The organism is Roseibium sp. M-1 (assembly GCF_054515675.1).
Window position 1 is genome coordinate 5,346,225 of sequence record NZ_CM137257.1, and the last position, 13,386, is coordinate 5,359,610.

Annotated in this window: 14 protein-coding genes; 2 read left to right on the forward strand and 12 right to left on the reverse strand. The window is 61.7% G+C overall.

Annotated features, from left to right (window positions below; genetic code table 11):
- Positions 1-4 precede the first annotated feature (4 nt).
- The 12 genes from ACX3M4_RS24205 to ACX3M4_RS24260 form a co-directional block, all read right to left on the reverse strand.
- Positions 5-1,822: a hypothetical protein gene (locus tag ACX3M4_RS24205; protein WP_459355529.1), complete on the reverse strand. Its 1,818-nt coding sequence runs from the start codon at positions 1,820-1,822 to the stop codon at positions 5-7.
- A 357-nt stretch (positions 1,823-2,179) separates the two neighbouring features.
- Positions 2,180-3,457, reverse strand: a complete 1,278-nt coding sequence (locus ACX3M4_RS24210) for an FCSD flavin-binding domain-containing protein (protein WP_459355530.1) — start codon at positions 3,455-3,457, stop codon at positions 2,180-2,182.
- A 47-nt stretch (positions 3,458-3,504) separates the two neighbouring features.
- Complete coding sequence (locus ACX3M4_RS24215; RefSeq protein ID WP_459355531.1) at positions 3,505-4,260, reverse strand: c-type cytochrome; 756 nt, start codon at positions 4,258-4,260, stop codon at positions 3,505-3,507.
- Positions 4,261-4,284: 24 nt separating this feature from the next.
- Positions 4,285-5,385, reverse strand: a complete 1,101-nt coding sequence (locus ACX3M4_RS24220) for a c-type cytochrome (protein WP_459355532.1) — start codon at positions 5,383-5,385, stop codon at positions 4,285-4,287.
- On the reverse strand, positions 5,369-6,643 hold the full coding sequence (gene soxC / locus ACX3M4_RS24225; protein WP_459355533.1) for a sulfite dehydrogenase: 1,275 nt from the start codon (positions 6,641-6,643) through the stop codon (positions 5,369-5,371). Before soxC ends, ACX3M4_RS24220 begins: the two co-directional genes overlap by 17 nt.
- A 30-nt stretch (positions 6,644-6,673) precedes the next feature.
- The gene (gene soxB, locus ACX3M4_RS24230; protein ID WP_459355534.1) at positions 6,674-8,368 is read right to left on the reverse strand and encodes a thiosulfohydrolase SoxB; all 1,695 of its coding nucleotides are present in this window, start codon (positions 8,366-8,368) and stop codon (positions 6,674-6,676) included.
- Between the two features lie 191 nt (positions 8,369-8,559).
- Positions 8,560-9,408, reverse strand: coding sequence for a sulfur oxidation c-type cytochrome SoxA (soxA, locus tag ACX3M4_RS24235; RefSeq protein WP_459355535.1), 849 nt, complete (start codon positions 9,406-9,408; stop codon positions 8,560-8,562).
- Between the two features lie 52 nt (positions 9,409-9,460).
- Positions 9,461-9,787 (reverse strand): thiosulfate oxidation carrier complex protein SoxZ, encoded by a 327-nt coding sequence (gene soxZ / locus ACX3M4_RS24240; protein WP_459355536.1) that lies wholly within the window; start codon positions 9,785-9,787, stop codon positions 9,461-9,463.
- A 98-nt stretch (positions 9,788-9,885) separates the two neighbouring features.
- Complete coding sequence (gene soxY / locus ACX3M4_RS24245) at positions 9,886-10,335, reverse strand: thiosulfate oxidation carrier protein SoxY (RefSeq protein WP_459355537.1); 450 nt, start codon at positions 10,333-10,335, stop codon at positions 9,886-9,888.
- Between the two features lie 23 nt (positions 10,336-10,358).
- Positions 10,359-10,838 (reverse strand): sulfur oxidation c-type cytochrome SoxX, encoded by a 480-nt coding sequence (gene soxX / locus ACX3M4_RS24250; RefSeq protein ID WP_459355538.1) that lies wholly within the window; start codon positions 10,836-10,838, stop codon positions 10,359-10,361.
- A gap of 174 nt (positions 10,839-11,012) precedes the next feature.
- On the reverse strand, positions 11,013-11,606 hold the full coding sequence (locus tag ACX3M4_RS24255) for a SoxW family protein (RefSeq protein ID WP_459355539.1): 594 nt from the start codon (positions 11,604-11,606) through the stop codon (positions 11,013-11,015).
- 33 nt (positions 11,607-11,639) lie between these two features.
- Complete coding sequence (locus ACX3M4_RS24260) at positions 11,640-12,374, reverse strand: cytochrome c biogenesis CcdA family protein (RefSeq protein ID WP_459355540.1); 735 nt, start codon at positions 12,372-12,374, stop codon at positions 11,640-11,642.
- 90 nt (positions 12,375-12,464) lie between these two features.
- Between ACX3M4_RS24260 and ACX3M4_RS24265 the strand changes: the two genes are divergently transcribed.
- The gene (locus tag ACX3M4_RS24265) at positions 12,465-12,839 is read left to right on the forward strand and encodes a transcriptional regulator (RefSeq protein WP_459355541.1); all 375 of its coding nucleotides are present in this window, start codon (positions 12,465-12,467) and stop codon (positions 12,837-12,839) included.
- 104 nt (positions 12,840-12,943) lie between these two features.
- Positions 12,944-13,294, forward strand: a complete 351-nt coding sequence (locus ACX3M4_RS24270; RefSeq protein ID WP_459355542.1) for an ArsR/SmtB family transcription factor — start codon at positions 12,944-12,946, stop codon at positions 13,292-13,294.
- The last annotated feature ends 92 nt before the right edge of the window (positions 13,295-13,386 follow it).

The following is a 13,386-nucleotide window of genomic DNA, read 5'->3' on the forward strand; positions in this document are numbered from 1 at the left end:
ACACCTATTGTTGGGCCTGGACGATTTCCCCGGCGGTGGCAAAGGGATCGGTGAGGAATTCCGCAAAGGCGTCAAGCTCCTCCTTGCGCAGCCGGTCGCGGATCACTTTCCAGGGCGGTCTCAGCTTCGGATCGTGGCGGATCAGCACGTTCGCATCGAAGCGGGTCTGTTTCAGATCGCGCCAGGTGGCCTCCAGGCGGCTTTCAAGATCGGAGATCAGGAACACTTCACCGCTCGGCGTGTGGTCCTCTGCAAGCCCCATTGCGTGGAAATAGGCGAAGGTCGCGGCTTTGTCGTCCTGGAAGGCAATCGGGTCGAGCATGTCGATGGCGCCCTGATAATCGCCACTGCCGATGCGGATATAGGCTTCGGTGAGAGTGCGCATGTCTGCTCCAGTGGAGGCGCGCTCCAGAACCCGGCTCCGGAAATCGTCCCAGGCGGCCAGGCCCTCGACATATTGCAATGCGGCCCTCCGGTCGGGATCCGCGCGTGGATCGGAATAAAGGGAGCGGGCCCTGACCAGGTCCTCCCGTTCGACGTCGCTTAAAAGTTCATAAGCGCGGCTGTTCAGAAGCGACGCAAAGTCCTTGGGATAGCGCAGAGGGTCGGGGGGCGGGCAGACCAGCTTGCCGCAATTGCCGGTCCATTCGAGATATTGCTTCGTCTGGGCAAGACCGGAAACCAGTCCATAGGCTTCCAGCGCCCCGTAATCATCCGGATCGGCCAGGTAGCTTTCTGCCAGGTGGTTCGCCGCGATGTCGTAATTTCCGTCCATCCAGGCATCGATGCCCTGGCGGTAGCGGATGTTGTTCATTTTCGAAACCGCGAGCTGGCCCTGATAGAGGCCTTTCAGGTAGAGCAATGCGTCGCGGGCAGCCCGGTCGTCCGGATTGTCGCGAACAATCCCTTCCAGGTCCTCGATACTCTTTGTCCAGTCGCCCTGCCCAAGGGCGAGTGCATCGAGGAGGTAGTTGGCCTTGGCGGAGGAGACGACGGCATCCGCATCAAGGAAAGTCAGACCGATGTTGCCGGTGTCTCCGGTCTCGTCGGAGCCCGGCGTGCTCCTGGTCGCGGCAGCAAGAATGCGGTCCTGGCTCCGGTCGGCCTCCCGTTGCAGGTCGGCCAGGCCGGCGACCCGCTGACGGTTGCTTTTGACGTTTTCACAGCCGTCATCCGCTTCACAAAGGGTCAGCGCGGTATCGTAATGGGAGACGGCGTCAGCGTAGCGCTTCTCGTCCTTCGCCTTGATGGCATTGGCAAGAGCCAGGTTCCAGCGGTCGGCCTTGCACTTGCCGCGTCCTTTCTCGCAATAGTCCAGCGCTGCGGAACAGTGCTTGATCAGCGTCTCGATCTGGTCCTTCGTGTAGATAAGCGAGTCGAAGGCCTCGATGCACTTCTTGTTTTCCTGTGCGGATTTCCTGCGCAGGCCTGCCAGCCGGTTCTGCTCCTTGATCTTCTTGCGCTGGCTCACGCTCGGCTTCATCTTGCCGGTGTTTTTCCTGGTCGTGCCGGGTTGCCGGTTGCTCCGCTGCATCTGCTCGTACTGGTAGCTGTAGCCGCCGCTTCCGCCATAACTATCGGAATAGTCGTCCTGGGGCGGGGTGTAGCTGTAATCGTCGCAAAAAGCGACGCAAACGCCGTCGCCGACACCTGGTACCTGTGCGGTTGCGGGGAGGCAGAGGGCAAGGCATCCGATCGCCGCAATCGCGAGAAAGAGCAAGATCTTCAGAAGATTATCGGAGATTTTCGTCCAAAGGACGCCATGCCGCAGCGTACAGTTGCGGGTATCTGTTCCGGTGAAGTGCGTGCCGATCCTAATCATCGCGGTGAAACAGGCTGCTGAAAACCTGCCCTCGACTGGCTGTTCGATCGCGTCCGTATCATAGCGTTTTTTTCAGTTCAGGAAAATTGTCATTACTGCCCTTCAAATTGTAAGTATCTGGTGTAACTGGAAAAACTGCTCCCTTTGCGCGCAAGCGCCCGCCAGGTTGGGGCGGAGGCAAATTGTGGCGGCGAAATCAGGTGGGCAGCAGGACCGGGAAAAGCTCTAGACGGAACCGGTTTTTCGGGTCCACCAGCCGGGCGGCACAGCCCCGGTCACATCGGGATGTGGTGCTCCCGGCATTCCTTTTTGGCAATGGCCCGCGGCCGGTGAGGCTGGCCGCGGGGAGGGGGGCGATCAGCTGCCGAAGATATCGGCGGTGATGCCATTGTACCAGCCTATGGATTCTTCGTAGGTTGCCTGGCGCAGAGCTGCGTCTTCACCCGTCTGGCTGATGAAGCTCGAGGTCGAGGCGATCTTCTCGTCGGTCGGGGCGTATTGAGCGCCTACCTTCACGCCGTCATTGGTCTCGATCAGGCTCCAGCAGGTGTTGGAGTATTTGGCCGGGAACACTTTTGACCCGGTCAGGTCGCCGCGCACCGCCATAGCCGCGACCTTGGCCTGGCTGTTGGCGGAGAAGCCGGATTTAGGCATGTCGCCGGCAATCGAAGCGTCGCCGATGACAAAGATGTTCTCGTCAGCCGTGGACCGCATCGACTTCGGATCGATCGGGCAGAAGCCGCCGTCGTTGGTGAGGCCTGCCTTGGCTGCGATCATGCCGGCCTTCTGTGCCGGGATGACGTTGACCAGCGCGCCCTTGAAGGTGTCGAGATCGGTTTCCACCTCGCCGGTTGCCGGGTTGACGCTCTTGATGCCACCATGCACGTCCGGGCCATACCATTCGACCATGCCGGGATAGTGTTTCTCCCAGCCTTCCTGGAACAGGCCCTGCTTGGAGAACTTGTCCTTCGGGTCGATGACGATGATCTTGGCGTCGGTAAAGCCCTTCTGCTTCAGGACGTGGGCCATCATCGAGACGCGCTCGTAAGGACCGGGTGGGCAGCGATAGGGGTTGGGCGGGGCGACCATGACGATCTGCTGGCCGTTTTCGATCGCATCCAGCTTGGCTTTCAGGAGCTGCGTCTGCGGTCCGGCCTTCCAGGAATGCGGCATGATCTCGGCTGCTTCCTCCGAATATCCCGGCACGCTGTCGTAGATGAGGTCGATCCCCGGCGCCACGATCAGCCGGTCGTAAGGCACTCTGGAGCCGTCGGCCATGACTACTTCCCTGGCATCCCTGTCGACGCTGTCCGCCATGCCGTTGACGACGGATATGCCGTAGTTGGACGCCAGCTTGTCATAGCCGTGGGTAATGGATTCAAAGTCGCGGTAGCCGCCGAGATAAAGATTGGAGAAGAAACAGGTCGTGTAGAGCGGGTTGGCCTCGATCAGGGTGACATTGAGGTCCTCACCGGCATCCTTGGCCATGTAGCGGGCCGCCGTGGCGCCGCCGGCGCCGCCGCCGATGACGACAGCTCGTGGTTTGCCCTGGGCCCGGGCGTAAAAGGGCATCGCCAGGGTAGTGGTTCCGGCACCGAGCAGCAGGCCGAAGTGACGGCGTGTTAGATTTGGCATTTCCTTCCTCCCAATAAGGCAGCGGGCGGCGGGTTTTCCAAATGGTTCTACTGCGGCTCAAGAGAACCGAAGTAAGCCGCAAGTGCTGCGATTTCCTCGTTACCGAGATTGACGGTCATGTTCTGCATGACCTGATGGCTGCGGACATTGGTCTTGTATTCAAACAGGGCCCGGATGAAAGGGGTCTTGGGCCAGCCGATGATTGACGGAATGCCGTCGGCGCGGCCGGAAATCTGGTGGCAGGTGACGCATTCGCTGGAGAGGTACTCGCCATAGTCCCTGTCGCCTTCGATTTGCATCGCGGCTGCCCCGATTTCAGGACGTTCCGCCGCCGCCCGCATGGGATCTTCGGCCGGCGCCTCCTGCGACTGGGCTTTCAGATAGGCGATCACGTCCGTCCGCTCCTGCTTGTCTTTCATGCCGAGAAAGGACATGCGCGTGCCAGGCACGTAGGCACGCGGCTTTTCAAGATACTGGTCGAGCGTGAAATCGTTCCAGACGAGACCTTCCTCGCCCAGTCTTTTCATGGCTCCGGAATATTTGAAGCCCTCGATGGACCCGGCCCGGCGCTCGAACAGGCCATCGAGATGCGGTCCGATCCCGTTACGGGCCCCGGCGCCGACCTGGTGGCAGGATTTGCAGGCCTGAAAGGCCTTCTCGCCCTTTTCCGGGTCTCCTGCCCAGGCTACGGCCGGGACGCAAAGCAGCAGAGTTGCTGCAAGCCACCTTGTCCTGACACGAGGTCTCCGGTCTCCCCCTCCAGAGAGCCGGAGCCTGCGTCTGTCTTGCCTTGCTCCGTCCATCGCGGGTCCTCCCAACCCGTGAAATCAGTCGACACCTCCTGCGCCGGCAGCCTCGTCGTCATCCACCGAGCCCGGCGTCACGTCAAGGATGCGTGCACGCATGGTGATCTCAACCGGAGCCGGTTTGCAATCCTTCATACAGGGGTCGGACTTTTGCGCGTAGTGCGGTTCGTCGGCGCGGGTGTCGGCAATGAAGTTGTCTTCGTTGGGCAGGCGAATATCGGCGAAGTTCTCATTCGACAGCTCGAATTCCTCGTCGGTCACGACGTCGTTCAGATAGAGAAGGTAAGCCGTCAGCGCATAGACCTCGTCGTCGGAAAGCGAGCGGGCATTGCCGTAGGGCATGGCGCGGCGGACATAGTCGTAGACGGTCGACAGATACGGCCAGTAGGAGCCGACGGTCTTTTCCGGGCGATCGTCCTTGAGAGTGTCCTGTCCACCGGCCAGGACAGGCCAGCGGCCGACGCCCTCGCCGAAATCTCCGTGGCAGACGGCGCAGTTGTCGGTGAAAAGCACTTCACCATCCGCCACTGTGCCCCTGCCTTCCGGCAGGCCCGTGCCGTCGGCGCGCACATCGATGTCCCAGGCGGCGATTTCGTCCGCCGTCGCGACCCGGCCGAGACCGAAGACGCCGCCGTCGCGCGTGGCGGAGACCGGCGTTGCCACCACGGCAGCTGCGGCGGTCTCCGTTTCCTCCACTGGTTCCGGTTCGGCGGCGCCCTGCTGATCCGCGGGGGCGGCGCTGGAGAAGCTCGCGAGATAGGCGATGACGTTGTCGAGGTCTTCCTGTTTCTTCAACCCCGCAAAGGCCATCTTGGTGCCCTTGATCATGTCCTTGGGCTTGGTGAGGTAGGTTGTCAGGCTCGTCTCGTCCCAGACCAGTCCACCGTTGCCGGCCTCGACCATGGCGTTGGAGTATTTGTAGTCTTCCAGAGAGCCTGCCGTGCGGCCGAGAATGCCGTTGAGCTCCGGCCCGACCTTGTTCCTCGCCCCGTCGCCGACGGCATGGCAGGCAGCGCATTTCTTGAACACCTTCTCGCCCATCGCCGCATCGCCGGCCGATGCCGCAAACGGCAGGGTGGTCAGAAGGGTTCCGAGGAACAGAGTTTTAAGAAACTTCGACATTTTCCACCATCCCGTCTGCTTTGACATGCCAGGTCTGGATGCCGTTGTTGTGGTAGATCGAGTTGTCGCCACGGGCGGCGCGCAGCTCGTTCTTGGTTGGCTGGAAATACCCGAACTCGTCCGTTGCGCGGGACTGGATCAGCATGTCGGAGCCATCCCAGTTGATGTCGAGATAGAAGCGGTGCAGGGCCTTCGGCAGGCTCGGTCCGTCGATCCGGGCTGTCTGCCAGTTGCGGCCACCGTCTAGGGAAACGTCGACGCGGGTGATGCGACCGTTGCCGGACCAGGCAAGGCCGGAGATCACCATCGGGCCCTTGCCATAGGTGACCGGTGCCTGCGGGCTCGGCGAGGTGATGACGGATTTCGGGTCCATGACCCAGGTGAAGCGGCGGGCCTTGCCGTTTGCAAGCAGGTCCGTGTACTTGGACGTTTCCTCGCGCTGCTGCCAGGGCTCGTCGCCGATCTCGATGCGGCGCAGCCACTTGATCCACATGTTGCCTTCCCAGCCGGGAACAACCAGGCGCAACGGATAGCCCTGTTCGGGGCGAAGCGCCTCGCCGTTCATCTTGAAGGCGACAAGGCAGTCGTCCAGGGCCTTTTCAAGGGGGATTGAGCGGGTCATGGCGGAGGCGTCCGCGCCTTCCGGCATCACCCATTTGGCATTGGTCTTGATGCCGGCCTCTTCCAGGATCAGCTTCAGCGGCACGCCGGTATACATGACGCAATGGACCATGCCATGGGTGTACTGGCAGCCGTTCAGCTGCGAGCCGCGCCATTCCATGCCGGAATTGGCGGCACATTCCAGGAAGTAGAGCCGGTTCTCGCGCGGGAACCGCTTCAGGTCTTCCATGGTGAAGACGAGCGGCGTGTCGACAAGGCCGTTGATCATCAGCCGGTGTTCGGCCGGGTCTATCTCCGCGATGCCGCCGTGATGGCGTTCGAAACAGAGGCCGTTGGGGGTGATGATGCCGTCGAGCTCATGCAGCGGCGTGAAGTTGACGGAGCTTTCCGTCGAGGCGGTCAGCCATTCGACGTCGCGGCGGATCACATGCTCCTCGAAGAAGGACGGCGTGCCGTAGGGACGCGCCTGCACACCTTCGCCGAGATACCGGTTCCAGTCCTGGATCTCGGTGATGGCGGGATCACCGGCGGCGCGGGCTGCGCCAGCGGTGCCGGCAACTGCGCCGGCGGCAAGGCCCGCCTTCAGGAGGGAGCGCCTGGATAGATGGGGTGTCCCGGAAAGAATTTTATCGGTCATTTTGGTCCTCAGGATCTTCTGAAGATAGCGTCAGCCCGCCAGCTTGACGGACTGGTTGTCCGGCAGCTTCACAACGGGGTTCTTGATGAGATGGTTCTCGACGACGTCCCAGACTGGTGGGCCTTCGGTGGCCTCGTTAACCGAGGCCCAGCCGGCGACGACATAGTCCTTCGCCGGATCGATGGCCTCGCCGGTGGCAAGCAGCGTCATGTTGGAGATGCGCTCGCCGATCTCCTTTGCCGGGTCGATCGTGTAGCCCATGCCGCCGACACGGACCATGTCGCCGCCCTGCTGGTAATAGGGGTCCTTGTTGAAGAGGTTGTCGCCGACATCTTCCAGAATGTCCTTCAGCATCTGCCCGCTCATGGAGGAGCGGTAGGCCGCCGGATAGGTCATGGCGCAGACGTTGTGGAGGTCCTCAAGCGTGATCTCCTGGCCCGGCAGCAGCGAGGTGCCCCACCTGAAACCTGGGGAGAGGGCAATCTGGGCATCGCGTTCACTCAGGAGCGCCTGGCAGATCAGGTCGTCGAAGGTGCCGTTGAAATTGCCGCGCCGGTAGAGAAGGTCCTCGGTGCGGCCGAGCACGCGGGCAAGGTCCGCCTCGTAAGGCGCGCGCACCTCGTCGATGAGGGCAGCCATGTCGGCATCGGGTGAGATCACGTCCGAGAAGACCGGGATCAGCCTGTAGGCATAGCCGGCGAGCTTGCCGTCCTGGATATCGAGATCGAGGCGGGAGACGAACTTGCCGTTCGAGCCGGAGGCAATCACCAGCGTGCCGTTGACGATCACCGGTTCGGGCAGGGCATCGTGGGTGTGTCCGGTCAGGATCACATCGATGCCGTCGACGCGCGAGGCGAGCTTGCGGTCGACGTCGAAGCCGTTATGGGAAAGAAGCACCACCAGCTCCGCGCCTTCGTCGCGGGCCTCAGCCACATGCTTGGCAATGTCTTCCTCGCGGATGCCGAAGGACCAGCCGGGGATCATCCAGCTGGGATTGGCAATCGGGGTGTAGGGGAAGGCCTGACCGATGACGGCGACCTTGGCACCGCCGCGCTCGAACATCTTCCAGGCCTCGAAGGCCGGTTCGTCCCATTCCGCGTCGTAGATATTTGAGCCGAGGAAGGCGAAGGGCAGGCTGTCCAGGATCTCCTGCACCCGGTCGGTGCCGTAGGTGAATTCCCAATGGCCGGTCATGGCATCCGGGGCGAGCGCGTTCATGACCGTGATCATGTCCTCGCCCAGGGTCTTGTTGGCAGTATAGCTGCCCTGCCAGGTGTCGCCGCCGTCAAGCAGCAACACGTTGTCCTCGCCGCGCTCGGTGCGGATCCGCTTGATGACCGTAGCCACCCGGTCCATACCGCCCATCCTGCCATAGGTCTTCGCCAGGGCCGTGAAATCTTCGGAGGTCAGTGCATAGGCATCGGGCGAACCGGGCTGGATATTGTAGAGCTTCAGGAAATCCGCACCGGTCACATGCGGCGGCTTGCCGGCGACATCGCCGACGCCGAGATTGATCGACGGCTCGCGGAAATAGATCGGCTTCAGCTGGGCGTGGATGTCTGTGACATGCACCAGGGTGAGACTGCCTTTCGGCTCCATGCCGAGCAGCAGATCTTCTGTCAGGGTCTGCTGAGCCATCAGCCGCGACCAGGACCCAGCCATGCCCGATCCGATCAGGGCGCTGGTTGCGGTTGCCGCCATCAGGAACTCGCGTCTGGAAAACATGCCTGCCTTCTCCAAGCCGGGGCCGGAACGCTCCGGCCGAATGCACAGTTTTATCGTCGAGGCGCGTTGGTCCACGCGCACCGTGTTATCCCGAAACGGGGCCGGTTTTTTAAGTCGCTCGGCCCTGAAAGGTGCCGATCAAAAAGGTCCGGCGCGGCGGCTGTCACCGCGCCGGGGAGGAGACGGCCGGCCTACTGGCGGACCGCCGGGGTTTCGACGCCAAGGCCGGAGCCGCGCCATGTGACATAGACTTCCAGTGCCATCAGGTCGTCCGAGAATGCTGCCGGGAAGGCCCCGCGCGTGTCGCGGATGCAGCCGCGGAAGCGGTTGTGCAGGGAAACCATTTCCGACTGCTTCAGACGATAGGTCGGGAAGCCGTTGACATTGCCCTGGCTGAGGTGGTCGGCACGAATGTACATGCCGTTGTAATCCTCGTGGCAGTTGGCGCAGGCGAGGTTCAGCTGGCCGGTGCGCGTGTAGTAGAGTTCCTTGCCCTTGTCCCACCAGGCCTGCATGTCACCCTCAGTCAGATCGACCGCCATCGGTGTGCCGAGCGACTGGTGCTTGATGAAGGTGGTGAGCGCCTTCTGGTCCGCCGCATCGAACTTGTAGGGCTTCGCCTGCATGTTCTTTTCGCGGCACTGGTCGATCTGAAGTTCGATATTGAAGGGCTTGCCGGCGTCCGCGTTCCATTTCGGATAGTTGGCGCCGATGTCCTTCAGGAACTCCGCACCGTCGCCATGGCAGGAGGCGCAGGACTTGCCTGCATCGCCTTCCACGGTGTTCCAGATCTCCTGGCCGCGCTCCACGTAGAGCATGCCGGGGTTGGCAAAACTGTCGGCTTCCAGTTCACGGGTTTCGTCGGTGCGGTAATGCCAGCCGGAAATGACTTCGTCGAAGGGGTGTCCCTCCGGTGCGGCGACCCGCGTCGGGATCTCCAACTCGCCGTCAATGACAAGCTTTTCGTCGACCGGCCCCCCGGCCAGGCTCACACTTGTGCCAACCATAAGGGCTGCGAACACGGTGGCGATGCGTTTCATGTTATTGGCCAAATCGTCTCCTCCCGATTTGTGCGGTCCTTAAGCCCGCCACTCATTCGACCGTGATCTCGTTCTCCGTCTCGTAGACGCTGCCGTCATCGTCGACCCAGCTGAACTTGAACGTGCCGGATTCGTTCACCTTGGCGTTGAACTCCATGTAGGGGTTGGCCGAGACCGCCGGGTCCATGTCGCACGAAAACACGACCTGGCCGTTGAACTCGCAGGTGAACTTGTTGATGATCTGCCGCGGAACAAGATTGCCGTCCTTGTCCTTGCGCTGGCCCGATTCCATCGGGTGGCTGATAAGCGTCTTGATGGTGATGACTTCACCCGCAGCTGCCTTCTTGGGCACTTTCACGCGGGGTTTCGAATCTGCCATGGTCTACAGTCCTTCATGTTCCTGGTAGGCCCGCCCGGCGCCTGTTCACTCCCTTTCGGAGCCCGGCTGCCATGGCGGGGGCTTGATGGTGTGCCGCCTTAACCGCCGCAGCCGCCGATCGTGACCTTCACTTCCTTCCTGTCGATGAAGGTGGAACCGTCGCTCATCCTGGCGACTGCGATCACGTTCTGCGTCTTGGCGAGGCGGATGCGGGTCTTGGCATCGGCGACGCCGCTCATGGCGGTGAAGTGGAAGGTGGCGACAGCCGGGTTGGGGTTGCCGTCGGCGAGGATCAGCACGGATTCGACATAGTTGTCGGCCGTCATCGGGCTCTCGACGGAAACGCCGACCGGCACCGTGTTGCCGTTTTCGGCGATCTCCGGCGTGTCGAGGCTTACCTTGCCTGCGGCCGGTTCCGCCCCGCCTGTAAAGGCCTTGATGGCAGCGTCCGTCTCGGCAGCTGCGGCAAAGGCCATGCGCGGGCCGGTGGCCAGAAGGACGGCGGCACCGGCTGTAAAGCCAATCACCTGGCGTCTTGAAAAGGTCATTGCTTGCTCCTTGAAAGCCGGGATCAATTTTCTTTCAGCGTCAGAAGATAGGAGACGACGTCTTCCACTTCCTGTGCGCTGAGGATGGTTGTTCCGGCGAATTCCTCGTCGACATTGACGCCCACCTTCATGGTGTAGAAGCCGGGCATGATGCTCTGGTCGCCGAAGACCTCCTTGCTGTTGACGACGATGGCACGCAGCTGGGCTTCTTCCCAGCGGTCGGCAACCCCGTCGAGCGTCGGGCCGACCTCGCCGTGGAAGAGTTCTTCCTTCAGGTCGGTGTTGGCGTGGCAGGCGAGGCAATTGCCCTTCTTGCGGTCGGCGAAGGCCTCGCGGCCGGCGGCCGGATCTCCGGCAACGTCCGTCAGCGACTGGGTCAGCGCCATGTCCTCGATCGGCACGCTGTCCGGAGCGACCGTACCCGCGGTCGCCGCCGATGCGGCCAGAATGGCAAGTCCGGCATAGGCCGCCGGCAAGCTCAAATGTGTCGCGCCCTTCAACATTGTGTCGGCTTTCCTCCTCAGTGCGGACAGGCCGGCTTTCTACCGGTTCCCGTCCAACGGCAGGTCCGATTCCCCAGCCTGTCCGTTCTCCTCATATTAAAAGATATGATTTTTTGCATATGTTATGCAAGTGGCCTTTTGTCGAAGGCGCAATTTTCCTTGAGGCGAGGGCGCCTATTCGGCGTCGAGACGGCCCTTTTCCCGCAATTCGTTGATGGTCCGGGCGTGATATTTCTGGAAGTGCTCGTCGCCCTCGTAGCCTTTTTCCCGCACCCAGCGAAACATGTTGAGGAAGGTCCACTTGCCGAATGCGCCGGGCATGGTGGCAACGGCGACTTCCGAAACCGTGCCCTCGGAGGGTGCTTCCTCGGGCAGGAAAACGATGGTGGGCGTGAAGACGTATCCCCATTTGCGGGCCGCGGTCTTTTCGGTCAGCTCCTCGCCGTCGAGGTCGATCACCTCCTCGTCGCCGAACATGTTGTACTGGACGACCATGAAGTTCTCTTTGATGTAGTCGGTGACTTCCGGGTCGGAGAGTATCTTCTCGTGCATCTGCCGGCAGTAGATGCAGCCCCGCTGTTCGAAGATGATGACGAGTCGCTTGCCGTCGGCGGCGGCGGCCTCGATGTCCTCGGCCATGTCGCGGAAGGTCACCGTGAACCAGTCTTCCTTGTGCAGGCCGTCGTCGCCCATCGTGGCGGCAAGCGATGCCCCGCCGGAGAGCCCGGCGAGGAAGAGAGCGAACGTCAGAAGCTTCAGGATACGCATGTCAAAGTCCTCCCTGGACTGGGGCGGCAGCTGTCAGCCGATAGTGGAAAACGCCGGAAAGGTTTCGAGTAGCCAGTTGGCGATGAGGGACATCTGGCCTGTCAGGATCAGGAGGCCCGTCAGCACCAGAAAGCCGCCCATGATCTTTTCCACCGTGCCCATATGCTTGCGGAAACGCCCGGCAAGCTTCAGGAACTGGCTGGCAAAGGCGGCGGCCAGGATAAAGGGCAGGCCGATGCCGAGGGCATAGAGCGCAAGGAGGCCGGCACCCTTCCAGATCGTGTCGGAAGACCCGGCGACAAACAGGATCGTTGCCAGGACAGGACCGACGCAGGGGGTCCAGCCAAAGGCGAAGGCGAGGCCGATAACGAAAGCGCCGAGAAGTCCGGCGGGCTTGCGGTCCACATGGAACCGGGCTTCGCGGAAGAGCAGGCCGATGCGGAAGAGCCCGAGGAAATGCAGGCCCATGACGATGATGATGGCGCCCGCGACGTAGGAAAGGATGTCGTAATAGCGGGCGATCGTCTGGCCGACCACGCTGGCAGTCGCGCCGAGGGCGACGAAGACAACGGAAAAGCCCAGCACGAAGGCGACGGCCGCGAAGATGACGCGCCGGCCGGTGGCCGCCGTCGCGGCGTCGCCCTTCAACTCGTCGACGCTGACGCCCGCCAGGTAACACAAATACGGTGGTACGATGGGCAGGACGCACGGCGAGATAAAGGACAGAAGGCCCGCCAGAAAAGCGCCGCCAAGGGAAACATCGAGCATCCAGATCCTCCCGGTGAAACCCGATTTGGTTGCTTTAAAATATTCAAAAGTTCCTATATATTGCAATCCAAGAAATTCGGAGATCGCCAAATGGTGTTCGCAACACGTGTCCTGGCCGCTGCCGCGGTGCTGATCGGCAGCCTCGCCGGCACGCTGCCTGCCTGGAGTGCGGAGCTGATCATGCTCGAGCAGCCGGGCTGTGTCTGGTGCAAACGCTGGAACGAGGAAGTCGGCATCGCCTATCCCAAGACGGCCGAGGGAATGAGGGCTCCGCTGCGCCGTGTCGATATCACCGGCGACTGGCCGGACGACCTCGCGGGCATTACCCGCGAACGGTTGACGCCGACCTTCGTGCTGGTGGCCGACGGGGTCGAGATCGACCGGTTGCGCGGCTATCCGGGTGCGCATTTTTTCTGGCCTCTGCTCGACGAAATGCTCGGCAAGCTGCCGGAAAAGACGAACTGAAAGATGAACCGAGATTGTTGATCGGCCCATAAACTTAAGGCATGTATCAATGTTACCGGTTTTGTGCGTTGCGAAACCGATTCTGACTGGGATGTAATCACCGGATGATACTGCCGGCCCTGAGCAAGGACATGACCGAGAAGGACCTCGACCTGCTGATGGAGCAGGCGCGGAAGGCGAGCGACTTGCTCAAGGCCCTGTCGCATGAAGTCCGCCTGGTCATCCTGTGCCTGTTGTCGGAAGGCGAAAAATCGGTATCCGAGCTGGAAGAGATCCTGACCATGCCGCAGGCGGCGGTGTCCCAGCAGCTTGCGCGGCTCCGGCTGGAAGGCCTGGTGCAGTCGCGGCGCGACGGCCGCATGATCTATTACAGCCTGATGAATGACGAGGTGAGTTCGATCATCTCCAGCCTCTATGACCTCTTCTGCAAGGAGGTGCGCGCGCCCGACAGGTAGCGCCGCCAGCCGCCGCGATCCCGCGTGCGATGCAGCAAGGTCCCCGATTGCTGCGGTTTTGACCGCCTGCTACGTTTTGAAAATCGCCGCAA